General features: G+C 53.5%; 16 protein-coding genes. 9 read left to right on the top strand and 7 right to left on the bottom strand.

The window, feature by feature from the left end; all coding sequences use genetic code 11:
* Window positions 1–26 precede the first annotated feature (26 nt).
* Both BLW37_RS11045 and BLW37_RS11040 read left to right on the top strand, forming a co-directional pair.
* Complete coding sequence (locus tag BLW37_RS11045) at window positions 27–2432, top strand: alpha/beta hydrolase family protein (protein ID WP_091342859.1); 2406 nt, start codon at window positions 27–29, stop codon at window positions 2430–2432.
* 122 nt (window positions 2433–2554) lie between these two features.
* Window positions 2555–3601: a hypothetical protein gene (locus tag BLW37_RS11040; RefSeq protein ID WP_091342857.1), complete on the top strand. Its 1047-nt coding sequence runs from the start codon at window positions 2555–2557 to the stop codon at window positions 3599–3601.
* Here the strand turns inward: BLW37_RS11040 and malQ are convergent.
* A complete protein-coding gene (malQ, locus tag BLW37_RS11035) occupies window positions 3598–5736 on the bottom strand; it encodes a 4-alpha-glucanotransferase (RefSeq protein ID WP_091342855.1) in 2139 nt (712 codons plus the stop codon). The two genes, BLW37_RS11040 and malQ, sit on opposite strands and share 4 nt — an antisense overlap.
* Before the next feature lie 406 nt (window positions 5737–6142).
* Between malQ and BLW37_RS11030 the strand changes: the two genes are divergently transcribed.
* The 3 genes from BLW37_RS11030 to BLW37_RS11020 all read left to right on the top strand — a co-directional run bounded on the left by BLW37_RS11030 (window position 6143) and on the right by BLW37_RS11020 (window position 12398).
* Window positions 6143–8953, top strand: a complete 2811-nt coding sequence (locus BLW37_RS11030) for a TonB-dependent receptor (protein ID WP_091342853.1) — start codon at window positions 6143–6145, stop codon at window positions 8951–8953.
* A 69-nt stretch (window positions 8954–9022) separates the two neighbouring features.
* Window positions 9023–10519, top strand: a complete 1497-nt coding sequence (locus BLW37_RS11025) for a tryptophan halogenase family protein (RefSeq protein WP_091342851.1) — start codon at window positions 9023–9025, stop codon at window positions 10517–10519.
* Window positions 10520–10688: 169 nt separating this feature from the next.
* The gene (locus tag BLW37_RS11020; protein WP_091342849.1) at window positions 10689–12398 is read left to right on the top strand and encodes a hypothetical protein; all 1710 of its coding nucleotides are present in this window, start codon (window positions 10689–10691) and stop codon (window positions 12396–12398) included.
* A 27-nt stretch (window positions 12399–12425) separates the two neighbouring features.
* Here the strand turns inward: BLW37_RS11020 and BLW37_RS11015 are convergent, their stop codons facing one another.
* Both BLW37_RS11015 and BLW37_RS18715 read right to left on the bottom strand, forming a co-directional pair.
* Entirely contained in the window at window positions 12426–14012 is a 1587-nt protein-coding gene (locus tag BLW37_RS11015) for an ATP-binding cassette domain-containing protein (RefSeq protein WP_091342847.1), read from the bottom strand.
* 214 nt (window positions 14013–14226) lie between these two features.
* On the bottom strand, window positions 14227–14367 hold the full coding sequence (locus tag BLW37_RS18715; RefSeq protein WP_171907602.1) for a hypothetical protein: 141 nt from the start codon (window positions 14365–14367) through the stop codon (window positions 14227–14229).
* Between the two features lie 145 nt (window positions 14368–14512).
* Between BLW37_RS18715 and BLW37_RS11010 the strand changes: the two genes are divergently transcribed.
* Complete coding sequence (locus BLW37_RS11010; protein ID WP_091342845.1) at window positions 14513–16054, top strand: Fic family protein; 1542 nt, start codon at window positions 14513–14515, stop codon at window positions 16052–16054.
* Window positions 16055–16059: 5 nt separating this feature from the next.
* Window positions 16060–16407 carry a hypothetical protein gene (locus BLW37_RS11005; RefSeq protein ID WP_091342843.1) on the top strand — a complete coding sequence of 116 codons (348 nt, stop codon included), beginning with the start codon at window positions 16060–16062 and terminating at the stop codon, window positions 16405–16407.
* Between the two features lie 219 nt (window positions 16408–16626).
* Here BLW37_RS11005 and glmS read toward each other — a convergent pair whose 3' ends face one another.
* From glmS to BLW37_RS10990, 3 genes are read right to left on the bottom strand one after another with little or no spacing between them, the layout of a single operon-like run.
* Window positions 16627–18456 carry a glutamine--fructose-6-phosphate transaminase (isomerizing) gene (gene glmS, locus BLW37_RS11000; RefSeq protein ID WP_091342841.1) on the bottom strand — a complete coding sequence of 610 codons (1830 nt, stop codon included), beginning with the start codon at window positions 18454–18456 and terminating at the stop codon, window positions 16627–16629.
* 36 nt (window positions 18457–18492) lie between these two features.
* A complete protein-coding gene (locus BLW37_RS10995) occupies window positions 18493–19266 on the bottom strand; it encodes a DeoR/GlpR family DNA-binding transcription regulator (RefSeq protein ID WP_091342839.1) in 774 nt (257 codons plus the stop codon).
* 50 nt (window positions 19267–19316) lie between these two features.
* Window positions 19317–23096, bottom strand: coding sequence for an ATP-binding protein (locus tag BLW37_RS10990; protein ID WP_171907601.1), 3780 nt, complete (start codon window positions 23094–23096; stop codon window positions 19317–19319).
* 267 nt (window positions 23097–23363) lie between these two features.
* On the opposite strand from BLW37_RS10990, the gene BLW37_RS10985 reads away from it, so the two are divergent.
* Window positions 23364–25049, top strand: coding sequence for a sulfite reductase subunit alpha (locus BLW37_RS10985; protein ID WP_091342835.1), 1686 nt, complete (start codon window positions 23364–23366; stop codon window positions 25047–25049).
* Between the two features lie 16 nt (window positions 25050–25065).
* Here BLW37_RS10985 and BLW37_RS10980 read toward each other — a convergent pair whose 3' ends face one another.
* On the bottom strand, window positions 25066–25626 hold the full coding sequence (locus BLW37_RS10980; RefSeq protein WP_091342833.1) for a YceB family lipoprotein: 561 nt from the start codon (window positions 25624–25626) through the stop codon (window positions 25066–25068).
* Between the two features lie 210 nt (window positions 25627–25836).
* Here BLW37_RS10980 and BLW37_RS10975 point away from each other — a divergent pair, with 210 nt between their 5' ends.
* Window positions 25837–26049: a hypothetical protein gene (locus BLW37_RS10975; RefSeq protein ID WP_091342831.1), complete on the top strand. Its 213-nt coding sequence runs from the start codon at window positions 25837–25839 to the stop codon at window positions 26047–26049.
* Window positions 26050–26052: the final 3 nt, after the last annotated feature.

The raw sequence follows: 26052 nt of genomic DNA, 5'->3' as shown, positions 1-26052 counted from the left end.
GGGATGAAAATGCTCAAGGGCGCCTGATGAAAACACTCTCTCTCTTTCTGCTGGGGCTGCTGATTAGCCTTAGCCACCCCGTTTGGGCGGAAGCCGTTGATATTGGCTATATGGAGCCTGCCGCGGAAATCACCGCCATTGTGGATGCGCCACCACCACCGGCTGCCAGCCTAAGCCCGGATGGCCGCTGGTTGTTGTCGCTGGAACGCCCGGCTTTGCCGTCACTGGCCGACTTGGCCGAGCCGGAGTACCGGCTGGCTGGCATGCGTTTTAATCCACGTAATCAGGGCCCATCGCAGCCGCGCTATTTATCCGGTGTGCAGCTGATTGAGCTGGCTAACCAGCAAAACAAATCAATCCGTGGCCTGCCGCGCAATCTGCGGGTGCTATCAGCCAGCTGGTCGCCGGACAGTCGCTACCTGGCCCTGCTGCAACTGGAGCAGGATCACACCGCGTTGTGGCGGGTCGATGTGGAACGCGGCCACGCTGAGCGCTGGTCAAAGGTCAACGTAAATGCCATCCGCGGTGGTGAGCTGCAATGGGCCGCCGATAGCCAGGCGGTGTATCTGCTGGCTGTCGATCCCAAGCGCGGCGCTGAGCCAGCCGTGCCGGCAGGCCCGGTGGTGACCGAAGTGCGTGGCCGCACCGCACCGGCCCGCACCTACCAGGATTTGCTGCAAAACAGCCACGATGAAGCGCTGTTTAATCACTACATGGCTAGCCAGCTGGTAAGGGTCGGTCTGAACAACCGCATTCAGGTGATTACCGACGCCAAACCTTACTTAGGTTTTTCACTGGCGCCGGACAACCAGCACCTGCTCACCACCCGCTTAACCGAGCCTTATTCCTATGCAGTACCGATGTTCCGCTTTGCCCGTACCACCGAAGTACTGAACCGCCGTGGTGAGCTGCTGTACACCGTGGAGCAACAGCCACTGGCCGACAATCTGCCGATTGCTTTTGATGCCGTAGTCGATAGTCGCCGCGCCATCCAATGGCGCAGCGATCAGCCCGCCACCCTGGTGTGGGCCAAAGCCCAGGACGGTGGCGACCCGCGCCAACCGGCCGAGGCGCGCGATCAATTGCTGCAACTGGCAGCACCTTTTAGCGCCGAACCCACCCCTTTGCTGGACATGCAGTACCGTTTTGCCAGTTTGCTCAGTGCCGAAGATGGCACCAGCCTGGTGTGGGAGCGTTGGTGGCAAGATCGGCAGGAAAAACTCTGGTTGCTGACCGACGCCGAACCGAAGCTGCTGTGGGAACGCTCCTACGAAGACCGCTACGGCGATCCAGGCACACCACTGACCCGCCAGGATGCCAATGGCAACCGGGTACTGCGACTGGATGATGGCGCCATTTTGTTAACCGGTGCCGGTGCTTCCGATGAGGGTGATCGCCCTTTTATTGATCGCATGCAGCTGCAAAGCGGTGAGACCGAACGGCTGTGGCGCTCGGAAGCGCCTTACTACGAATACCCCATCACCCTGCGCGCCGATGGCCGTTTGCTGACCCAGCGTGAAAGCATGGATACACCACCGGACTTTTATCTGCGTGACTTGCAAAGCGGTGCATTGACCGCAGTCACCCAAACGCCGCACCCCATGCCACATACGCTTGGTATCAGCCGGGAAATGATCCACTATCAGCGCGAAGATGGCGTGCCGATGTCTGCCACCTTGCTGCTGCCGGCCGGATACGATAAAGAACGCGATGGCCCACTGCCCACCATTATCTGGGCTTACCCGCGCGAGTTTCGCAGCAGCGCCGCTGCCGGCCAGGTCAGTGGTTCACCCTATCGGTTTAACCGCATCAGCTACTGGAACCCGCAATTTCTGGCCACCCAGGGCTATGCGGTACTGGACAGCGCCACCATGCCGATCGTCGGTGAAGGCGATAAAGAGCCGAACGACAGCTTTATCGAACAGCTGGTGATGAACTCCAAAGCAGCGATTGAAGCCGGCGTGAGCCGTGGCGTCACGGATCCGGAGCGGGTCGCCCTTGGCGGCCACTCGTACGGTGCCTTTATGACCGCCAATGTGCTGGCGCATTCCGACCTGTTCCGCGCCGGCATTGCCCGCAGTGGTGCTTACAACCGCAGTCTGACGCCTTTTGGCTTTCAGCGCGAACAGCGCACCCTGTGGGACGATACCGATCTCTACATCCGCATGTCACCGTTCTTCCATGCCCACAACATCAAAACACCGCTGCTGCTGATCCATGGCGCCGAAGACAACAACTCCGGCACCTTCCCGATGCAGAGTGAGCGTTTGTACCAGGCCATCAAAGGCAATGGTGGCACCACCCGGCTGGTGATGCTACCGCTGGAGTCGCACGGCTACCGCGCCCGCGAATCGGTGCTGCATATGCTATGGGAAACCGTGAATTGGCTGGATGAATTTGTCAAAAACGCCGAGCCACGCTCAGCCGACTAGATCACTGCCAATAAATAATAAAAAACCAGCCCTGATGCGGCTGGTTTTTTTTATTTGCGCTCCCTTACTAAAAGCCGTAGGCTGTTAAATATCTGATCTAAAAGTGCATTCAAAATTAATAAATGCTGTTACTGCAGAAACTGACCAAAGCTTTGTTATGGCTGACACTCGGCACCTTGCTGCTGGTAGTTAGCTTTTATGTGCTGCTGCTGGCAATCAACTGGCAGGACGAAGCACCCTCGGCCAATGCGCACTTACTGCAAAGCACTTTTCAGATGAACGCACCAGTTGCTGATAACATCAATGGTTATTCCTATTTCTTGCGGCACAATACCCAAGCATTGCTGCCAGTATCGGATAAACTAAGGGCCTTGTTTGCAGCATGCGACCGTAAAGATTGCTATGTCGAACTTTCGGCAGCCAGCCCAGATGTATACACTCTGATTGAAGAGCACCAAGCATTGCTGGGCTTTTACCAACATCTGCTACAGTTTCGCTACTGGCAAGAACCCCCGCTTAGACACCACTCACAAATTCCTTCATACCAATCGTTAGCGAGCGCTCACCGTCTGTACTTGCTGCATATTTGGTTACAACTTCAGGCCGATGATGCCACAGCCGCACGGCAGTTACTGCAACAGGATCTGCAGTTTTGGCGCCTGGTTATTCGCCATAACAACCATTTGCTGGGGATTTCGATCAGCCGCGCGGCTTTGCAAAGGCATTTTTTTTTCAGCCAGATGCTGTTAGCGCAGTTAGAACCGGAGCAGCAAGTCGCCTTAGCTCCTTCAGCCTGGCATGAACCCTTCAGTGTTGATGAATTAAGCCTGAGAAACGCCATTGCCGGCGAATGGTTTTTGCGTAGCAGTCTAGTGAAAGAGGCTATGGCTTCACCGTTCAATCATTGGGGGGATAACTGGTATGAGCAACTGAGAATGCGGTTTGTAATGCCTTTGTTGTTACCGCAAGCTACCGCTAATGATTATGCCACCCAGCTTTTAGCCTGCCTTGGAGAAAGCCAGCTTCCGGAGTTACGCTGGTATCATTGGTTATACAACCCAGTAGGTAAAGTGCTGAATCATTCCAGTAGCCTGGATTGCTATCGCTATAACCTACAGCAACTTGAGCAACATCGCCTGGACACCATTGCACCCCTTGCCCGGCATTAATTTCCCCGGGCAGCTTTGATCTCTGCCAACAACTGCTGCACATCGGCGCGCTTTAGTAATTGCTCAGCCGGCTCGGGTAAGCGCCGCTGCCAGTTCGGGTACTCGGTACTGGTGCCTGGTACATTGACCGGCGTATCCACCAGTACCAGGTCTTCCAACTGAAAGGCCATTAGTTTAGCCGGCGTAGCCGCGACAAAGCGATGGCTGTGGCGGATCAGGGCCGCATAGTCACCCTCGGGCAAATCAAACTGCCGGCGCAGGATCTGCTTTTCTTGCTCGCGCAACTGATGCAGCTGCCCAGCAACCTCAGCACTGGGGTACAAGTCCAGCCGGTGGCGCAGTGCTAAATCGTGTTCCTGCCAGTAGCCCACCATGGTTGGCATATCGTGGGTGGTGACCGTCGCCATCGAGCGCTCTGGGTAGGTGGCGTCGCTGTGCTGGTAACTGCTGTCTTTTTGTTCCAGCAAAAATACCCGGTACGACAGTACCTGGTATTGCTCCAGCAAACGGCTGATTTCCGCTGGCACTGTGCCCAAATCCTCTCCGATCACCACGCAGTGGTTGCGCTGGCTTTCCAATGCCAGGATTGCGAACAAATCATCGGCCGGAAAACGCACATAAGCCCCCTCAGTGGCACTTTTACCCACCGGCGTACACCACAATCGCAACAAGGCCATCACATGATCGATGCGCAGAGCACCGGCATGCTGCATATTGGCCTGCAGTAAATCAATAAAGGGCTGATAAGCTTTGGTTTTTAGTGCCGCCGGATTGTAGGGCGGCAAGCCCCAGTCCTGGCCTTTGGGCGCCATGATATCGGCCGGTGCGCCGACACTCAGCTTGAGAAAGTAGTTTTCCGGCTCGGCCCAGGTCTCGGCACTGCTGCGGTTGGTGCCCACCGCCAGGTCGCGGTACAAACCAATGGCCATACCGGCTTGCAGGCAAGACTGCTGAGCTGCGGCCAACTGACAATAGGCCAGCCACTGCGCATACAGCTGCTGCTGAATCGCGTCCTGATGCTGCACGGCAAACTGCTGCACCGCTGGGCTATGCGGCCACTGAAACTCGGACGGAAATTGCTGCCAACTGGCCATCTGCCAGTCTTTGGCAAACATCTGCTGCTGCAGCACCTTGTACACCACCAGCTGGTACAGGCTATCGCCACCGTCTTCGACAAAACGCTGAAAGGCTTTGGCCCTGGGGGTTGCGGCTTGCAGTTCCTGCTGCTGAAAATGGGCAAACATCAAACCGGTAATACGCTGCTTCAGCCGGCTGACCGTGGCGTAATCTACATCGGCGGCCTGGCGGCACTGCTGCAACTGCTGTTTAAAATCAACGCTTTGTACTGCTTGCTGCACGGCGGTAGCCTGATACTCCGGCTCCAGCGTTAAATCGGCATAAAGGCTGTTCAGCCACAAACGGCTGTTCGGGCTGTACGGGCTGCAATCCTGAGGCAGGGCCGGATAAAGCGCATGCAGTGGGTTTAAACCAATAAAGTCGCAACCTGCGGCAGCAAATTGAGGCGCCAAGCGGATTAAGTCGCCAAAGTCACCAATGCCCCAGTTGTGTTCGGTATTCAGCGCGTACAACTGAATGGCCGGGCCGGCGGTTTTTCGAAACACCGCTTTATCCTGCAGCTGAAAACAGCGCGACGGCGTGATGATGAGACGCTGCGTCAACTGGTTTTGACCGGCAGTTAATGTAAGCTGGTGATAACCGGTTTCCAATTCGGCCGGAATAAGCAAGTGAAATGCCAGCCAGACACCATCCGCCAGGTCGGCTTGCTCCACGATATCGCCCTGATGCAGCTCCAGTTCGCCCTGCAATTGCTGACCATGCTCGGTATCCACCTGCCAACGCCAATGACTTTGAGCGCTTTGCTTGGGTTGCTGCAACCGAACCTGCAAAGGCTGATGCTGCTGCACCACCGTCACCGGCTGCAGATAATGACGCCAGTGCTCAGCTTCCAGCTGCTGAATATGGGCAGCGATGCTTTTTTCGCTACTTAAGTCATAGCCCATCGCCAGCAACACCCCGGCAATCACTTGTTGCGGAATGGTCTCGGGTTGGCCGTGGGCATTGATGTAATGATCCTGAACCCCGGCCAGTTCGGCCAAACGTTGTTGTAATTCCATAGTGCACCTGTTGCCGGAAAGCAGCTTGCTGGCAGCCAACACGCATGGCTGGCTTTATCAAAAAAAATTACTGAGCCAAGCATAAACAGGGCTGCTGCGGAAAGGAATGCATTGCATACGTATGCAGTGCTGAGTAGGCAAAAAACCAGCTAAAACACCAACTTCCAGCTATGCTTCATGACTAAACAGGCAAAAAACCAACCAAATCAACGGCTAAAAATTCAACAAGTGCACCATATGGGGTCAATCGCACAAAAATCAGCCCCACTTTTGTGCAGAAGTGGCGCTATGAATACGTATTCATATTGTTGTTGCACCCGAATAAGTTTAATAAATAACAGGACGACAGGATTAGCTGCTGCTGAAAAAGCAGAAGCATATAAAAACCAACACGGGGATAAAGGGCATGAACAAGTTTAAACTCAGTTTGCTGACCATGGCGATGGCCACCGTCGGCATCAGCCATTTTGGCGCGTACGCGCTGGAAAGCGATACCGAAGCCGAACGGCTGTCACCCACCGAAGCACGCGAGCGCGCCAGAGAAAAAGCCGAACTGGAAGTGATTGAAATTAGAGGTTTCCGCCGTTCAGTGGTCGAATCCATTAATACCAAGCGCTTTTCAACCAATGTCGTAGAGGCGATTTCAGCCGAAGACATCGGCAAATTACCGGATTCCAGCATCGCCGAGTCTATTGCCCGTCTGCCAGGTCTGACCGCCCAACGACTGGATGGACGAGCCAGCCGGGTCAGCATTCGTGGCTTTGGTGAGAACGAGAGTGCCACTACTTTCAATGGCCGTGAGCAGGTGTCGATTGGTGACAACCGTGGCGTTGAGTTCGACCTTTATCCTTCTGAAATTATGAGCGGCGTCACCGTTTATAAAACCCCTGGAGCTATGCTGGAAGCAGAAGGCATCGCCGGCGTGATTGATCTGCAAACCGTGCGTCCTTTAAATCGTGAGCGTACCGTGCAGGTGAACGGCCAGATGGAAAAAAGCGGCCACAGCAAACTGAACCCGGATGGCAATGATACTGGCTTCCGTGGCACCTTCTCCTACATCGATCAGTTCGCCGATGATCGGGTTGGGATTGCCTTTGCTTACACCAAAATGAACTCGCCAAACCAGGAAAAACGCTGGAACGCCTGGGGCTATCCGGATTTTGAAGTGGATGGTCAGCAATACGCCATTTTAGGTGGCGCCAAGCCTTTTGTCCGCTCTTCGACTTTGAAGCGTGACTCAGCCATGCTGGTGGTAGAAGCCCTGCCAACCGATAACCTGAAGCTGGTGTTCGATGCGCTCTATGTTGATTTCAGTGATGAAAAAATCCTGCGTGGTATTGAGATCCCCTTTGCCTGGGGTTATGGCCGCGGCACCTCGGCTCAGGAAATTGACCCAGCCACTGGCTTTGTCACCCGAGGCTCAGTCAGCGATGAGTACCTGGTGGTACGGAACGATCTGGAAACCCGTGATGCCAAGTTGAAATCGTTTGGTCTGAACCTGGATTACACCCTGAATGACAACTGGACATTAAACTTTGATGTCAGCCACTCCTCGGTTGATCGTACGATTTGGAGTTTTGAAAGCTACGCTGGTACTGGCCGTGGCGATAACTTCGGTGTGGGCGATAACTTAAGCTACGAGCTGCGCCAGGGTAACTCCGGTGCAGTCTTCACACCAACCCTGGATTACAGCGACTTCAACCTGATCCAGCTGGGCGGCCCTCGTAGTTGGGGCTGGAGCTCCGCGCTAAACGACAAGTATGGCCTGGAAGACGGTAACCCACTGCAAAATACAGCGCAGGATGGCTTCCTGAACACACCAACCGTGGATGATGAGCTGAATGCCTTCCGCCTGGCTGCCAGCCAGATGCTGGATAACGGTGGCATCATCACCCAAATGCATTACGGTGTTTCCTACCGCGAGCGCACCAAAGAGAAGTTCTCCGATGGCTTCTACATGACGCTTCGCAACTTCCCGGATACACTGGTGGTACCGCAAGAATACCGGCTGGGTTCAGTCAATCTGGACTTTATCGGCATGGGCAATATGATTGCTTATGATTCTGGCCGTATGCTGCGCGATGGTTATTACGACTTATTGTCTGAGCGCCTGACCAACGACAGCCACTCTTTTAAAACCTGGAAAGTATCGGAAGACGTATTGTCGTTCTTTACCCAGGCTGATTTGGAAATGGAACTGGGGACTATTCCAGTCACCGGTAATATCGGCTTGCGTTACATCCGTACCGAACAAAGCTCACAGGGTACCGCTTTTGGCAATGAAGGTGGCCTGATTGTCTCATCGCCGACCGATGTCAAACACAGCTACTCGCACTTGTTGCCAAGCCTGAACCTGATCTTTGATGTGGCCGAAAATCAATCGGTGCGCTTTGGTGCTGCAAAAACCATGTCTCGGGCCCGCCTGGATGAAATGAATGCCTCGGTCGGCGCAACCTACAACCAGCAACCAGACGACAACGGTAACTTCTGGAGCATTGGCGGTGGTAACCCATTGCTGGAACCCAAAGAAGCCATTGGCCTGGATTTGTCGTACGAAAATTACTTCAGTGATGCCGGTTACTTCGCCATTGCCTACTTCTGGAAAGATCTGAAAAACTGGATCTTTGATGGTACCTATCAGGTCGAGCTGGACGGCGTTGCCGACCCAAGCACGGGCCAGATCCCACCAACCTCTACCGCCACTGGCTTTGGTAAAGTGAATGGCGGCGGCGGCACTCTGCAAGGTTTGGAATTCTCAGTATCTTTACCACTGGGTGAGCTGAGTGATGCGTTGGATGGCTTTGGTTTACTGGCCAGCTACACCGTGATTGATCAGAATGTCAAAATGCCAAATGGCAACGCCTATGAGCTACCTGGTTTGTCGAAGAATATCCAGTCGTACACCGTATTCTATGAGAAGAATGGCTTCCAGGCGCGGGTAAGTGCCCGTATACGTAGCTCTTTCAAAGGGGATGTGTATGGTTTAGGCTTTGATACCCAACAAGTCGATATCAACGGTGAAACCATTGTTGATGCCCAAATCGGCTTTGACTTCGGGGAAGCGGGCTTTGACAAACTGGATGGTCTGTCTATCTTCCTGCAAGGGCAAAACCTGACCAACGAAGCTTTCGTCACCACCGAAGGCAATGCACTGCGGATCCGCGATTATCAGGATTACGGCCGCAACTTCCTGTTGGGTTTCAGTTACAAGTTCTGATGACGAGCTAGTAGGAATCCAGCCCCTGAGCTACCTTAGTAGTCAGGGGCTTTTTATTGGGTAAACACCATGACATCACAACGTATTCAACAGCTGGTCATCGTTGGCGGTGGGACCGCTGGCTGGATCAGCGCCTCGTTGCTAATGAAAATGCTGGGCAAAGCCATTCAGATCACCCTGGTGGAGTCCGAGCAAATTGGCATTGTTGGCGTAGGGGAAGCCACCATACCGCCGATTATGACGTTCAATGCCGCGCTCGGCATTGATGAGGCCGAGTTTTTACGCGAAACCAAGGGCAGCATCAAGCTCGGCATTCAGTTCGAGAACTGGGGCCAACTGGGCGATTCGTACATGCATGCCTTTGGCGGCATCGGCAAAGAGTTCCCGTCCTGCAGCTTTCATCACTTCTGGCTGCGCAGCCAGCAAGCTGGTATGGGCTTTGACTTCTGGGACTTTTCGCTCGCCTATCAGGCAGCCCATAAAAACAAGTTCAGCAAGCTGAACCGCATTGAAGGGGTGAATCTGCCGGGCTTGTCGTATGCCTATCATTTTGATGCCGGCCTCTATGCTCAGTACCTACGCCGCTTCAGTGAGCAGCTAGGGGTAAATCGCATCGAAGGCAAGGTGAGTGAGGTGGTGCTGAACCCGGACAGCGGCGATGTCGAACGCCTGTTGCTGGAGAATGGCCAGCAAGTGGCAGGAGATTTGTTTCTCGATTGCACCGGCCTGCACAGCCTGCTGATTGAAAAAACGCTGAATACCGGCTTTGAGGACTGGTCGCACTGGCTTCCCGCCGACAGCGCCATGGCTGTGCCCTGTGAGTCAGTAGAGCCAATCACCCCCTACACCCGCTCCATCGCCCATGCCAAGGGCTGGCAATGGCGCATTCCACTGCAGCACCGGATTGGCAACGGCTTTGTTTATTCCAGTAAGTATTGCAGTGACGAGGAAGCTCGCACTACCCTGATGGGCAATCTGGACGGGGAGCCACTGGCAGAGCCTCGCATTATCCGCTTTAAAACCGGCCGCCGCTTAAAACAATGGAACCGAAATGTGGTCAGTATTGGCTTAGCCAGCGGTTTTTTGGAGCCGCTTGAGTCCACCAGCATCCATTTGATCCAATCCGGCGTGCTGCGGCTGTTAAAGTTCTTCCCCAACCATGGCATCAGTCAGGCCGATAGGGATGAGTACAATCGTCAGTCCAAAGTGGAGTTCGAGCAGATCCGCGACTTTATCATCCTGCACTACAAGCTAAACCAACGCGGCGACAGCCAGTACTGGAAAGATTGCCAGCGGATGGATATTCCTGCGTCCTTACAACGCAAAATGGAGCTGTTTGCCCAATCCGGTAAAGTCTGCCGCGAGCAAGACGAGCTTTTTACCGAGGTAGCCTGGCAGCAAGTGATGATAGGCCAGGGGCTGGTACCCAAAGACTACCACCCGCTGGTTAATGCTTTAACGGAACAACAACTGCAAGAGCTGATGGAGCAACTAAAAGCCATCCTCACCATGACCAGCGATAAGCTGGGATCGCATGATGCATTTTTGCAATCCATCAGCCGTTAACGGTTCAGGCCAAGCGGTTTCACGCTGTTGTGAAACCGTTTCACACGCACAACCAATTGCACCAAAGCAAAACTAAAGTTATGATACACCACTTACAAATTTAACATTAATCGGTACTGCTTCACACCCCAAGGACGAGGTGGTGCCATGGCATAGTTCAGGAGATACCATGCGTACCCTTATTATCGCGGCGGCTTTACTGGCAGCAGCACTTTTTGCTTACATGAAGCTTACTGCCAATGGCGTTGAGCGCTCGTCAGAGCAACTGAGCTACATTCCGGCAGACACCGCCCTGTTAACCGTTCAGCAGGAACCCTTCGATCTGGTGCGCTACCTGAAGCAGGTGCAGTTGTATCCACAGGATACGCAACAAACCTTGGATATGTTAACTGGCCTGCTTAGCGCAACGGATAATAACAGCGGCCATTTCCTTGGCGCTTTGCTGGAAAATTATCTGCAAATCATGAATCAGCCAGAGCAACTGACTGAGCTCACCGGCATCGGCCATGACTTTCGTAGCTTGTTTTATCTGGTTGGTTTATCCCCGGTCAGCCGGGTTCAGTTAGCTGATGAACAGGCGTTCTGGCGCTTTTTCGACCGGGTAGAACAACAAAGTCAGCTTTGGCATCAAGCCGAAGAGCTGGATGGCGTAGCCTATCGCCGTTACCCCCTGTTTCCTTTCAATGGCCACAGTCTGGACTTGCTGGTTACAGCGCAACATGGCTGGGGCACGCTGGTATTGACCTCATCTGGCTTTGACCCGGCGCATCACGCTGAAGCTCTGGCGATTCGCAAGCCAGCCGATGCATTGAACTGGCAAAGTACAGTCGCACCATTGGCCAAGCGCTACCAGTTGCAAGAAGCCAGCTTTGGCATGATCCGCAGCGCCGAACTGCTTAAAGCCATCACCAGCAACAACCAGAATCGTCTGGCCCGCGATCTGCATGCCCTGTTCGATGATGATCTTACAGTCATCATGGCCGACTGGCAGACAACCGCCTGTCAGGCTGATACCGCCGCCATTGCCGCCAACTGGCCTGGCATTTATTTTGACAACCAGCTGAATAAGCAACCCATGAGCAGCCGGATGCTGATTGCCAGCAGCGACAAATCGGCCATCGCCTCCTTAAGCAAATTGCGTGGTTTTATTGCACCGCACGTCCAGCAATCCAATGACACCAGCCTGCTACAGCTTGCTCTGGGCCTGAATATTAGCCAATTGCTACCCGCCGTTGGAGAGCTATGGGCTGCCACCAGCAATGCCAGCCTGCAGTGTGCTCCGTTGGTTGAACTGCAAACCGCCATGAAAGCCAGCAATCCAATGGCAGCGTTGGCGATGGCCGGTATGGCCGGCTCGGTCAAAGGTGCCTCTTTCACCCTGAATGATATCCAGATGGACCCGGCCACAGGCATGCCAGCTGTTGTTGATGGGCTGTTCAGCCTGTCGGCTGACAATGCCCACAGCCTGCTGCAAAGTCTGCTGATGTTTTATCCACCGCTGGCCGATATGCCTTTCCCTGCTCAGGGCGAAGAGTTAGAGCTGAATGAACTCTTCCCAATGGCGGCGGCCTTTGGCATGGCACCGAAGTTGATGCTGACCCAGGATCACGCGCTGATTTATCAGGGAGAGCAAGCCAGCCGCCAGGCCAAAGCTCTGGCAGGCACCGCGCTTAGTCAAAATGGCTTGCTGCACTTTGGCATGAACTACGCCCGTTTCTTTACCGCCATGGCTGACAGTATGGCCGCCACAGGTGCTGAATTACCGCCCGAGTTTGAAGCCATGAAAGACACCCCCTTTCAACTGGATCTGAGTTTGGACATCGAAGCACAAGGCATTGCGATTGAAAGCCGGATGCATATGGATGCCAAAGCAGACTAACCAGCACTTAGTCTGAAACAGCCCGGTTTAGCCGGGCTGTTGTGTTAGTGCCAGTTGTTGATTGCAACCACAGTCTCTGGCAAAGCCCTCATCGTGCGATACCAGCACAAAGCTACCGGGCCAGTTGGCCAGCTGCCTTGCCAGGTACGCCTTGGCCTGCAGATCCAGATGATTGTCTGGCTCATCCAGTAGCAACAAAGGCATCTGCGGCTGTGGCCGGGTTAGTGCCAGTAACGCCAACTTCATACGCTCACCACCACTTAAGCTGCGTACCGGTTGCGTCCATTGCTGCGCCGCTAAACCAATCGCCACCAATGCCGTTCTGGCCTCGGTAGCCCCCAAACACGGGGCCAGTTGCTGCAGGTTATCCAGGGCAGTTTGCTCAAGATCGAGCAGGCTAAAGTATTGATCCAGATAGTGACAGGGTGACGAGCAACGCAGCAAGCCGGCCCTTGGTGCTAAGCTGCCGCTGATGGTGCGCAGCAACACCGATTTGCCCGTGCCGTTATTGCCCTGCAACCACAGCTTATCACCAAACGACACCACCAGGCTGACAGGTTCGGCCAGACCAAAACACAACACCAGATCCTGCAGCCTTAGCTGCTCACCCGCCTGCTGTGCCTGCGTGGGCAGTTGAAAGCTCAACGCCTGCTCGTTGTGCTGGCGTTCCATCAGCTGGCCCAACTGCTGTTGCAAACGCCGGCGCTCGGCATCGGCCTGGCGTTTTCTGGCTGCACCGGACTGCTCGGCACTGTTTTGCCGCGCATCCAGCAACAGCTTAGACTGACTACCACTGGCACGTTGCAACTTGCCACTGCGCGCGCGCCGCTGCGCTTTTTGCTCGCGCTGTGCAATGCTGTGCTCCAGCTGACGCTGCTCTTTTTTACGCTGCGCCAGCGCCTGCGCCACCGCTTGCTGCTCCGCACGCTGCTGGCTTTGGTACAAAGAAAAACCGCCGCCGTATCGCTGCAGCTTACCTTGCTGCAACTGGTACAGCACCGGCACCACCTCCAGCAAAGCGGGATCATGGCTGATCAGCAAAACGGCCCCGGGGTAAGCCAGCAACTGTTGCTGAAGCCAGGCGCGGCCACTGGCATCCAAATGATTGCCTGGTTCATCCAGCAGCAACCAGTCCGGTTGCTGGCGAAACAACTGCCACAGCAACAAACGGCTGAGCTGGCCGCCACTGAGCTCAGCACAGGGCTGCCAGACATCACCGCTAAGACCAAGGGCTTGCAATTGCGCAGCCAGCTCTTCTGCCAGGGTCCACTGCTCAGCAAGCCGTTCAAAATCGGCTTCGGCGCAGCTGCCTGCCATGATCCGTTGCAAAGCTTCCAGCGGCTCGCGCAGCTGCAGCAGATCGGCCACAGGACCAGCTTGACGCCAGCCCTGTTGCTGCAACTGGGCAAAATAGCCCAGACTGCCCTGGCGCTGAATACTGCCCTGTTGCAGCGGACGCTGCCCGGCCAACAGCTCCAGCAGCACCGACTTGCCACTGCCATTGGCCCCCGTCAGCCCCTGCAGCCCGGCCTGCAAGCTAATATCGAGCGACTGCAATAACAGCCGGCCATCCGGCAGGGTATAACTGAGGTGATGGGCAAAAAAATACGACATACAGCCTCCTTACGGGGGCGGCATAGCCTGCAAATCAGTAGTGGGTATCAATCACCGCAGCCAGAACCGCTGCAATGCAGGACGATGCCAGAAGACCCCCGAGAATCCAGAAATAAACAAGTGCGGATTGTCAGGTGTCATTGCTTCATGTCGGCATCGGCTCCAAAGTGGGAAGTGGTGAAATTCTAATCAGTGCTGCAGCAAAAGTAAAGCGTCAGGCACCAACCTCGACAGGCGCATAATGCTGCTGATAGCTGGCAACACTAAATCGGGCACCCCGCCAGAGCGCCAGCACGCTGGTAGCAGCCAAAGCCAGCCAGCCGGCTTGAACCGGATGATCGATATGATCCGACATCTTTAATTTCACAACTTGAATCAAGCATGAAAACCTACAAACAACTGAGCGCTAAAACCTACAAATGAAATGACATTAAAACCTATAAGTAGTATAACACTAAAACCTATAATCGGGTTGCTAGATACCATTTGGAAAAAGCATCATGAACGATGTAACACAAAAGCTGGCTGATTCACTTGAGCAATTACAACTGCTGCAGGACAATGGTGCCGTTGCCATTCAGTCTAAACAGCTGAGCCGGCTTCATCGTGAACGATTACAAAAATATGGCTTTATCCAGGAAGTCATTCGCGGCTGGTACATTCCTGCCATGCCTGACGAGAAGCCTGGGGATAGCACCTCCTGGTACACATCCTACTGGGACTTCTGTGCGACCTATTTAACCGAACGCTTTGGCTCTGAGTGGTGTTTATCACCGGAGCAATCCATCCACTTACATATTGGCGACAGGACCGTGCCACAACAGTTGTTGGTACGTTCCCCCAAAGGCAACAATAAGCCAACGACCTTGCTGCACAATACCTCTGTCTTTGATGTCAGACTCAAGCTGCCTGATGCTGGCAATATTGAAACTATAGCAGGTCTGAATGTATACAGTTTAGCGGCTGCATTGGTGTACAGTTCCGCCAATCAGTTTGTGCAGGCCCCAATCCAAATGAGAACAGCGCTGTCGATGGTGACAGATGCATCAGACCTGTTATCCGTTTTGCTGCAGGGTGGCCATAGCGTTGTTGCTGGCCGCTTAGCCGGAGCCTTTCGAAATATTGGCCGGGATCTGATTGCAGACAACCTGCTTAAAGGCATGCAAGCAGCCGACTTCAAGGTACAAGAGGACGATCCATTTAATGAAGCAATAAGTGTCCACTTTGGCCGCCGTGACATTTCGCCTTCTATGAACCGAATACGCTTAATGTGGGCGACTATGCGTGCAGCAATCATTGAGCACTTTCCTGCTTCAGCAAACCAGGCTATGAATATTGAAAGCTACATGGCACACGTTGACGACAAATATGTGACTGATGCATACCATTCATTATCCATTGAAGGTTATCGGGTAACCCGTGAGTTGATTGAACTCGTCCGCTCGGGCAACTGGCAACCAGAAACATCGGATGAGAGCAAACAGCACTTGGATGCCATGGCTGCAAAAGGGTATTGGGATAGTTTTCAGCAAGTCAAAAAGGCCATTCGAGCGGTACTTGAAGGCAAAAACCCGGGCGAGGTATTAGAGCAAAGCCACAGCGACTGGTACCTGGCTCTATTTGGCCCAAGCGTGGCAGCCGGCATCCTAAAAACAGCCGACCTGGCAGGCTACCGGACCGGGCCAGTCTATATTCGCCAATCAAAGCATACCCCACCAAGCCGGGAAGCAGTAAGGGATATGATGCCAACCTTATTTGACTTGTTGGCGGAAGAGGACAATGCCGCGGTAAGAGTGGTATTAGGCCACTTCATGTTTGTCTATATTCACCCTTACTTTGATGGCAATGGCAGGATGGGGCGGTTCCTCATGAACCTGATGATGGCGGCAGGTCAGTACCCATGGACCATCATACCGGTAGAGAGACGCACGGAATACATGAATGCCTTAGAAGCGGCAAGCGTGCAACAGGACATCGTGCCCTTTACGAAATTTCTGGCTTCATTGTTAAAAGCGGATCATCCTTCCTCAGTGGACAGGTGAATAAGATGGCGTATCAGCTAGCGTATGACGCACTTGCCGCGGATTTAAAACATGAAGGTGAGTTTCTACCAATCACTGTGGATGGCCAGTCTACTTATCTATTTAACTGTCAGTCATTCGCCGCTGAAGATCGGTCACTGACAGAGCGCAACTATCTGGATGGTGAACCGGACGGCGTGCGATCGCTGGTGTTTGACAATGCGGATATCGCCAACAATAACCGCTGTGTATTTCGCTCAAAGTTGCAAGGTTGCACCGCGCTGTACGCCAGTGAGAAGTTCAGGTTGCTATGCGAAAAACACAACCTTGGTGGGTTGAAATTCGAAACTGATTTGTTGGATATTTTTGAGTAGGTCTAAAGTCTACGCTGAAAAACATAATTCAACTAAGTCATAACTTCCCTTTACTGCTGAGGGCTCAAGTCCTTAAGGATGTTCTATCTAAACTAAGCCAAGCCGTGAAAAAGGAAAAGAGCTTTTGGGTTCAAGCGCAGGCAGCATAATAAGCAAGGCCCCGAATATCGGGGCCTGCATAGTTTAAAAGGTTAATGCTTAACCACACAACAGAGGCTGTTATTCCACCGTCACGCTCTTAGCCAAATTCCGCGGCTGATCCACATCGGTGCCTTTGATGATGGCAACGTAGTAGCTCAGCAGCTGCAACGGGATGGTGTAGAGCACCGGGGCCAACCAGGGGTGGCTGTGTGGTACGTTGATCACCCGCATGGTGTCGTCGGACTGGAATCGGGCGTCGGCATCGGCGAACACGTACAGGATGCCGCCACGGGCGCGGACTTCCTCGACGTTGGATTTCAGTTTTTCCAGCAGCTCGTTGTTCGGCGCCACCACGATGATTGGCATATCGGCATCAATAAGCGCCAGCGGGCCATGCTTGAGCTCGCCGGCGGCGTAAGCTTCGGCGTGAATGTAGGAGATTTCTTTTAGCTTCAGCGCCCCTTCCATCGCAATCGGGTACTGATCGCCACGACCTAAAAACAGCGCATGGTGCTTGTCGGCAAATTCTTCGGCCAAAGCTTCAATCTGGCCGGCCAGGGTTAAGCTTTGTTCCAGCACCGCCGGCAACTGATTCAATGCCTGCACCAGCTGCTGCTGGGTGGCCGCATCCATGCCATGGTGTTTGCCAATGGCCAGGCTCAGCATGGCAAGGCCCACCAGCTGGGTGGTAAAGGCTTTGGTGGAAGCCACGCCGATTTCGGCCCCAGCCCGGGTCATAAAGGCTAAGTCGGATTCGCGCACCAACGAAGAGCCCGCTACGTTGCAGATGGTTAAACTGCCCAGGTAACCCAGCTCTTTAGCCAGACGCAGTGCCGCCAGCGTATCGGCGGTTTCACCAGACTGGGAGATGGTCACCAGCAGGCTGTTTGGCTGCACAAAGGATTTGCGGTAACGAAACTCGGAAGCGATTTCCACATTGCAGGATACCCCGGCCATGGCTTCCAGCCAGTAGCGGGCTACCATGCCGGAGTGGTAGCTGGTACCACAAGCAACGATTTGCACATGCTGCACCTGCTTAAACAGCTCGCTGGCGCCATTACCGAAGGTTTCATCCAGCACCGAGTCGGCACTTAAACGGCCTTCCAGCGTATTGCTGACCGCATGCGGCTGCTCATAGATTTCTTTCAGCATAAAGTGACGGTACGGGCCTTTATCACCGGCATCGTAGCTGACATTGGACTCGTGCAGCTCGCGCTCGACCGGCTGGCCGTCTTTATCAAAGATCTGCACGCTGTGGCGGGTAATTTCGGCCACATCGCCTTCTTCCAAAAAGATAAAGCGACGGGTCACCGGCAACAAGGCAAGTTGATCGGAAGCAATAAAGTGCTCGCCGATGCCAACCCCTATCACCAGCGGGCTGCCGGAGCGGGCGACCACCAGACGACTGGCATCGGTGCTGTCCATTAGCACAGTGCCGTAAGCACCATGCAGCTGAGCCACGGCTTTTTGCACGGCGGTGAGTAACGAATCGGTCTGCTGCAGCTCTTGCTCGACCAGATGCGCTATGACTTCGGTATCGGTATCGGAGTTAAAGACATAGCCTTGCTGTTGCAGTTGCTGACGCAGCGGCTCGTGGTTTTCAATAATGCCGTTGTGCACCACGGTAATGCGGCTGGAGACGTGTGGATGGGCGTTGCGCTCGCTCGGCTCGCCGTGGGTGGCCCAGCGGGTATGGGCAATGCCAGTACCGCCACTGAGCGGCTCAGCCGCAACTGCATCCACCAACTCTTTGACTTTGCCAAGACGTCGACAGCGCTGCAAGCCGGTTTCCGGGTTCAGCACGGCCAAACCGGCGGAGTCATAGCCGCGGTATTCCAGCCGGCGCAAGCCTTCCAGTAAAATTTCTGCCACATCCCTTTGCGCCACAGCGCCTACGATTCCGCACATAGAAACTCCCTAAAAATGTTCTGATACCTTAAATGGTTAACTATCGACCTCAGCGCGGATCACGCTGACACCTTGTTGTTCAATCATGGCTGCATCGGCTTTGGACAAGCCGGTATCGGTCACCAGCACTTTAATCGCCTGCCAGGGCAGCTCCAGATTATGAATTTTGCGGCCCAGTTTATCGGACTCCACCATCACAATAACTTCACGCGCAACCTCGGCCATCACCCGGCTTAGGCTGTACAACTCGTTGTAGGTGGTGGTGCCACGCGCCAAATCCAGCCCATCGGCACCGATAAACAATTGATCAAAATCGTAGGCGCGCAGCACCTGCTCGGCCAGCTGGCCCTGGAAGGATTCGGACTGCGAGTCCCAGCTGCCACCGGTCATCAATAAGGTAGGCTCGTTTTCCAGCTCACGCAGCGCATTGGCCACTGCCAGCGAATTGGTCATCACCACCAGGCCCTGCTTATGCGCCAGCTCGGGCAATAAAGCGGCGGTGGTACGACCGCTGTCGATGATGATGCGGTAGTGATCTTTGATCAAACTGGCAGCCGCTTTGGCAATCGCCATCTTTCGCTTCGAAACTTGCTCCAGACTGGATTCGGTCACAAAATCCTGTGGCACCAGCACAGCACCGCCATAACGCCGCAGTAATAAACCGGCTTCTTCCAGCACCGTAAGATCTTTACGAATGGTTACTTCCGACGTCTGAAAGCGCTCGGCCAGCTGCTCCACCGAAACCTCACCATGCTGCTGCAGCTCGGCCATGATCAAATGACGACGTTGTTGGGTATTGCGTTTATTCATTCAGCACCACAAGTTTCGGTTTGAAAGATATTTTAACGAAAAGAAAGATTTTAGCAAGCATCCATTGGCAGGGTAATCTGGTAGTGCAAGCCCTGGCACGGTTCACTGCTGACTTTGATCTGGCCTTTTAGCCGCGCCGTCACCAGATTATAGACAATATGAGCACCCAGGCCGGTGCCACCCAGCGAGCGCTTGGTGGTATAAAATGGCTCGAACAGGCGCTGCAGACTGACCGCATCCATGCCCTGGCCATTATCCCGAAAATTCAACTGCAGCTGCCGGCCTTGCTGGCTGATATCAAGTGAAATTTGTGGCTGGCTGATATTGGTAAAGGCATGCTTGATGCTGTTCATGACCAGATTGGTAATGATCTGTGCTACCGCTCCGGCATCAGTATGCCAATGGATACCATCCGGGCAGTTCAGCTCAAACTGGCAAGCCACAGTTTTCAATTGCGGCTGCAAAGACAGCAGCACATCCCGCAGATAACTGGCCAACTCGATATCACGGCTGCCATCGGCCGATTGATCAACCGAGACTTGCTTAAAGCTTTGTACCAGGGCTGCGGCCCGCTCGGTATTCACTTCCAGAATTTTCAGGCCATCCTGCATATGCTGTAAGAAGCGATTGAACTGTGACTGCTGCAGCTTTTTCTCGACAAAAGCACGCTGCAGTAGCTCAAACTCGGCTTTTAAATGACTGGTGGCAGTGACACAGATGCCAAGCGGGGTGTTGATTTCATGGGCAACGCCAGCCACTAAGCCCCCCAAAGAAGCCATTTTCTCCTGCATCACCAGTTGCTGCTGAGTTTGCTGCAGGCGGGTAAAGGTATCGGCATTGACCACCGCAATAGCGATGGTGCTGGCCAGGGTACGTAATAAATCCAGTTGTGACTCACTGTAGGCAAAGGGTCTGGGGCTTTGCACTGAAAAAACCCCCACGGCTTGCTGATTGACCATTAACGGGATATAAATCACAGATTGCATCGGCTCACCAGACAGGGGCTGAGGCATACTGCTAAAGAATTTGAAAAAATCCGAGCGCTGATTGACCTGAATTTCTTTCCTTTGGTTAAAACACAAGGACGCCAACACGGCTGGGTCATCTTTATCAATACTGAAGCTGGGTGATTGTTGGTTATTCTCCAACCAGAACACAAACTCGATCTGTTGCAGTTGAGGCCGGTGCAGGCCAATGACCATCACATGCACATCAATCAGCTCACTAAGCATCTGGTGGCAACGTGATAACACCTGATCCAGATCCAGTGAGGAAGTTATTTCCCGGCCAATTTTTTGCAATAAGGTCAAATCTTTATTAGAAGACTCTAAGGCATCATGCTTCTCCCTGAGCTCCAGGGTCCGCTTAGTAACCTGATGCTGCAATTCACGGCGCATCGTCCGCTCGGCTTGCATTTTAAGATGCAGCCATAGCCAGAGTGCAAAAATCACAGCGGCAATGATCAACCCACGAAACCACCAGGTCATCCACCAAGGCGGCAACACCTGAATAGGAAGTATTGCGGATTCCTGCCATTCGCCATTACCCAGTCTGGCCGCTACTTCAAACTGATACAAGCCAGGTGGTAGCCGGGTATAGGTAGCAATGCGCTCGTTGGCGCTGGTCATAATCCAATCCCGATCAAAACCCTGCAGCCGATAACGATACTGCAATTGCTGCTGATGCAACAAAGATGGCACCGCAAACCGAATACTGAACATATCTTCTTTGTACTTAAGCACCAGCCGGTCCAAGTACGGCAATGCCTGCGGCAACAGCTTACTGCTGCCTGGCAGCACGGTCTGGTTGAACAAACTAAACCGGGTAAGTTGTACGGCCGGTATGGTGTGATCCTGAGGTAAATCCTGTGGCCGGAAGTAATCCATGCCACTGCTCCCTCCTCGGTAAATCATGCCATCAGCCAATTCCCAGGCACCAATCCAGGTTGTTTCCTGCATGCCATGCGATACATTTAGCTCTAATAAGGAACGACTGGCTGGTAACCAGTGCGAGCGATAAAGCAGACGAAACTCATCGGCAGCAATCAGTGCCGCATCGACGGACTCATCCGTTGGGTAGGCTTTAAAAAAAGGCGGCTCGCTGCGATCCAGCCAACGATGATTCAGATTACCAGCCCGTATCCAAATATGGCCATTTTGCGGATAGATAAGCTGAATGCCGTTAAATACCAAACCATGCTCACTGCCATCAAACTGGCGCCAGTGTTGCCAGTCAGATAGCTCCAGGTCAGCACGAATCACCCCGCGATCCAACGACCCCAGCCAAAAGTACCCCTTAGGATCTATCACCATACTGGTGATGGTGTTAAAAGGCAGTGGATATGACTCGGAGCCTGTATGGTAATGACGCATGAACTGACGCTGCTGATCCAACAAATACAAACCCGAGCCTCGACTTCCTAACCACAAGCGACCTTGCGCATCCGGGTAAATAATGGAGATCGTTGGTGGCCCACCCAGCTCCGGCAACGCCATATACTGCCAATCGGCTGTATCCGGTAACAAGCGGTACAAGCCGCGGTCGGTGCCAACCCAAAGCCAGTCTTGCTCTTTTAATACAGCTCTGACGATGCTTGGTCCTATCGCATCCTCAGGCAGCGCAAAGCGCTGCAGCTGGCCGGATAACGGGTTAAACAAAGCGACGCCAGCCTCACGATTGGCGATCCAAACTTCCTGCTCACTGACAGCCTCTACACCAAACACATTGGCAGCACCAAGCAAGTTCGGATCACGGCTACCAAAGGGCAAAGTTCGGACCTGCTGCGCAACAGGCCCCAGTAAGCTAAAGCCCGACTGGCTCAGCAACCACAAGGCGCCCTGAGCATCAAAATACAGCTTGCTAATGGTAGCGTTGCGTAAACCGGCGTTAAACTCAGGATGGTATTGAAATTGTTGCCAGCGCTGACTTGCGGTCAGATACAACCAAAGGCCCTGACCATCACTGGCAAGCCAAATATTGCCAGCAGCATCCATCCCAATAGACGTCGCCTGTATCCGCAGCATGCTTTCCGGCATTGCCATCGGCTCTGGTTGCCAAGTCAGAGAATTCATACGCCACAGGCCACCACCATAGAGTGCAAAGAGTAAGCCGTGTTCAGGATGTGCTGCCAGACTAGTCGCTGAATCATGGCTTAAGTCGGAATTCCCTGGATGCCAGCCCTGGCCTTGTTGCAACCTCAGATCCCAACGAATCAGCCCTCCTGTTGCGCGGCCCTTGGTTCGCAATGGTGCATCGCCTATTGCCAACCAGAGTTGCTGGCTATCATCCAGCCAGATATCGTTGATGTATGCCGTGGAGACACCATCAATCTCAGCAGGTATTTCCAAAGCAAGGATGCGCTGCTTATCCGGCTCCCAATAAAACACCCCGGCTCCATAGGTACCGACCCAAATTCTGTCTGTTGCATCTTGATACAACACAGCTATTTCGTTCTGCGTGACATCATCGGTATCGATGGCAAAGCGTAGCTGTTCAAAGCGCTCTGTTTTTAAATCAAGTCGGTTTAAGCCGCCATAGCGGGTACCAATCCACAGTGTATCGGTACCTTCTACCAGTAAACTGGTGACCCAGTCGGCAGAAAGGCTGTTGGCATTTGCTGCATCAGCCTGAAAACGCGTTACATCACCACCATCAAAGCGATACAAGCCATGCTGAGTCCCAAGCCAAAGAAAACCATTGTTATCCTGCACCATGCGGGTAGCCAATGGCGAAATATCGAAGTTATCATTCAGATGGATAAAGCGGCTATAGACCTGTGGCGCAGACCAGACAATAGATCCGGTGCATAACAGCAGCAGCCATAAACTCAACTTCCACAGGAGTGCATTGAAACGACACCGGAACATAACACGTCTCACAAAGCAGGATGCTTTGAGTATTGCAGTTGCTGTTAACAAATTCAAATCGAGCAAAATAATTAATGATAACTATTTGCATTTAGATTTATTCTTCGCTATGATGCTTCTTGTCGGGAAACTGGCGTACGCTTTACAGCGTTATTTCCTGGTCGTTGTTAACTTGTCCTGCATTTTGGGGCAGCGAAAGCTGCCCCTTTTTTCCTATCCCGGGTGCTGGTTATGCTTTCACTGTCACTGCCTTTTTTACATGAAGCCGTATTCTCCGCCGCCATTTTCTTCCTTGGCTGGATCCTGACCGGCACCCAAGTCAGAGCATCCGGACGCTTTTTTTCTGCGGCCTGGTTTGAACAAGTCAGCTTGCTGGCTTTTATCGCCTTGCTGGCCTTACTCTGGCTGACCGCCCATCCCTTGAATCTGCAGTTTGTACTGCTCTGGTGCTTGCTCACCCAGCTGTTGCTGCTTGGCTGGCATTATCTGACGTTTTGGTATCAACAACGCTCAGCTGGTCGGCGGGATCAGCAGCAACCAGCATGGCTGGTTGGTTATGCCAGCCAGTCCGGCACGGCTGAGCAACTGGCTCGCCACAGCACCCAACAGCTGCAAACGGCGGGCAAAAAAGTCCAGCTGCTGCCTCTCAATGCGCTAGCCTCTATGCCACTGCATAACTTTGAGCAGGCACTCTTTATTGTCAGTACCTATGGCGAAGGCGAAGCACCGGACAATGGCCAGCACTTTTGGCGCCAGGCCTTACAACAACAGCCCGATCTATCTCAGTTAAAGTTTGCCGTACTGGCATTAGGCGATCGCAGCTACCAACATTTTTGTGCCTTTGGTCATTGGCTGCATAATTGGTTAACGCAACAACATGCCTCAGCCATACAACCCTTAGTACACTGGGATCAAAGTCAGCGAGACAGCAGCCCCTGGCAGCAATGGCAGCAGCTGTTGCAAAAGCTGGGCGCAGGACAAGCGGAACCAACAGACGACCAACCCTGGCTAAAAGTGCCACTGCAAAGCCGTTATTGCGCTAACCCCGGTAGTCAGGGCAATCCCTGCTTTGTGATTAAGCTGCCACGACAAGACGGCATGCACTGGCAGGCCGGCGATTTGCTGGAGATTCAACCGGAGCATAGCCGCTGTACGGTGGCCTTATGGCTAACAGAGCATAAAGTGTTCGGTTGCCAGACGGTTCGTTTTCATCAACTACAGATACCACTTTGCCGGGCTTTGGCACAAATCGTCTTACCACAGCAAGGCCCCTCCGCCACTGAAAACCTGGAGCATTGGTTGCAGCAACAACCGCTATTGCCTCTGCGGAGCTACTCCATCGCCAGCATTGCCGAGGAAGATCAGTTCACCTTGCTGGTACGGCAGGTCAAAACAGCGCAGGGCCTTGGGCTGGGCTCAGGCTGGCTCACCAGCTATGCACTGGAAGGCCAGCCCATTCAGTTTCGTATTCGTTCTCACCCAAACTTTCACCTGCCCGATGATGACAGGCCTATGGTCTTTATTTGCAATGGCACCGGCATAGCGGGTATCCGCGGCTTGCTGGCGGAGCGGGTCAGGCGTGGTCACCGACAAAACTGGCTACTTTTCGGCGAGCGCCAGCAAAACGTGGATAGCTTCTTTGCCAAAGATCTGCAGTTGTGGCAACAGCAGGGTTTTTTACCCGAACTGGACCGGGTATTTTCCCGCGATGGGGCCGAAGTGCGTTACGTACAACACCGGCTGGCTGAACGCATGCCGGAACTGAAAGCCTGGCTGGAGCAAGGTGCGGCTATTTATCTGTGCGGCAGTCTGCATGGCATGGGCCAGGAAGTAGAGCAGCTGCTGCAGACTGAATTGAGTACTGAGCAGCTGCAGGCCTTGCAGCAACAGGGGCGGTATCGGCGCGATCTGTATTAGTGTTGTTTAAGAACGCTTACAAAGGACTAAAACGAATACGACCTTGCTGCACCGCCATATTCAGCGGCATCTGCATCAACAGCCGCTGGGTCGGATCATTTTCATCCAGCCGGTACACCGGCTGATCTTGCAACCAGGCATTGACCAGCTGCAGTACCTCGGTACTAAGTGGTGCTAAATTGCCACGATAGCCGGCGGCATCGATACTGGAATCCAGCAAGCGTAGATTGCGCAAAAATACCGCATTTTGCTCACCATCGTAGTAAGGGGAAGCCTCTATCTGCAGCTGCAAACTGGCCGGGTAATGCAGGCCAAAAGCCGAGAACACCGCACTGGCTTTGGTACCAAGCCGCACAACATCACTGTTATCAGGCCCGATACGCACCTGCATATCCTCCACCGCCAGTGCCACCGGCATGCCTGCCAACCGGGTTTGCTGCGTGAGCTGATCCAGCTGACGCAACATCAACTGCTGCAATTGCTGCTCGGTCACACTGTAGCTGGCTAAGTCACTGACCTGCGCGCAACCTGCCAACAACAGCCCTACTCCCAGCCACATCATGCGTAATAATGTCATTCTATTCTCTCCTTGCAGCTCCGTCAGCTCGCAGTGTAATAGCAACACAGCTGCTTGTAAGCTGATTTTTCTTACTTTTAGGCCAGGACCCATACGGCCAGAAACATTTTGCAATAATTAATCATCGTTTATCGATAAACAGTAATTGCTTTTCAATCCATTCCTGGCTTTAATGCGGTTATAGATAAAACAACACGCATGGAGTCGCTTATGTCCAACTCACTAAAACAACAAACCCTGGCCGCCATCCTGTTTTTGATGTTCGGCGGCCTGATGCTCGGCTATGAGCTCGGCAGCTGGATCGCCAATGACAGCTGGCGCTTTAACGGCCTGCTGATCATCGCCGCTTGTGTCATTTACTATGGCTTGCATTTACTGCGCCCTGTGCTGAAACAGCTTGATCATTTTCTGAACAACCACTGAGGC

The organism is Alkalimonas amylolytica (genome assembly GCF_900107845.1).
Classification (GTDB): Bacteria; Pseudomonadota; Gammaproteobacteria; order Enterobacterales; family Alteromonadaceae; genus Alkalimonas; species Alkalimonas amylolytica.
The sequence above is the reverse complement of the archived record's forward strand: the minus strand, read 5'-3'. Positions and strand labels throughout refer to the sequence as shown.

Excerpts from the sequence above, each read along its gene's own strand:
- BLW37_RS11045 (WP_091342859.1), top strand. The coding sequence starts at position 27 with ATGAAAACACTCTCTCTCTTTCTGCTGGGGCTGCTGATTAGCCTTAGC.
- BLW37_RS11040 (WP_091342857.1), top strand. The coding sequence starts at position 2,555 with ATGCTGTTACTGCAGAAACTGACCAAAGCTTTGTTATGGCTGACACTC.
- malQ (WP_091342855.1), bottom strand. The coding sequence starts at position 5,736 with ATGGAATTACAACAACGTTTGGCCGAACTGGCCGGGGTTCAGGATCAT.
- BLW37_RS11030 (WP_091342853.1), top strand. The coding sequence starts at position 6,143 with ATGAACAAGTTTAAACTCAGTTTGCTGACCATGGCGATGGCCACCGTC.
- BLW37_RS11025 (WP_091342851.1), top strand. The coding sequence starts at position 9,023 with ATGACATCACAACGTATTCAACAGCTGGTCATCGTTGGCGGTGGGACC.
- BLW37_RS11020 (WP_091342849.1), top strand. The coding sequence starts at position 10,689 with ATGCGTACCCTTATTATCGCGGCGGCTTTACTGGCAGCAGCACTTTTT.
- BLW37_RS11015 (WP_091342847.1), bottom strand. The coding sequence starts at position 14,012 with ATGTCGTATTTTTTTGCCCATCACCTCAGTTATACCCTGCCGGATGGC.
- BLW37_RS18715 (WP_171907602.1), bottom strand. The coding sequence starts at position 14,367 with ATGTCGGATCATATCGATCATCCGGTTCAAGCCGGCTGGCTGGCTTTG.
- BLW37_RS11010 (WP_091342845.1), top strand. The coding sequence starts at position 14,513 with ATGAACGATGTAACACAAAAGCTGGCTGATTCACTTGAGCAATTACAA.
- BLW37_RS11005 (WP_091342843.1), top strand. The coding sequence starts at position 16,060 with ATGGCGTATCAGCTAGCGTATGACGCACTTGCCGCGGATTTAAAACAT.
- glmS (WP_091342841.1), bottom strand. The coding sequence starts at position 18,456 with ATGTGCGGAATCGTAGGCGCTGTGGCGCAAAGGGATGTGGCAGAAATT.
- BLW37_RS10995 (WP_091342839.1), bottom strand. The coding sequence starts at position 19,266 with ATGAATAAACGCAATACCCAACAACGTCGTCATTTGATCATGGCCGAG.
- BLW37_RS10985 (WP_091342835.1), top strand. The coding sequence starts at position 23,364 with ATGCTTTCACTGTCACTGCCTTTTTTACATGAAGCCGTATTCTCCGCC.
- BLW37_RS10980 (WP_091342833.1), bottom strand. The coding sequence starts at position 25,626 with ATGACATTATTACGCATGATGTGGCTGGGAGTAGGGCTGTTGTTGGCA.
- BLW37_RS10975 (WP_091342831.1), top strand. The coding sequence starts at position 25,837 with ATGTCCAACTCACTAAAACAACAAACCCTGGCCGCCATCCTGTTTTTG.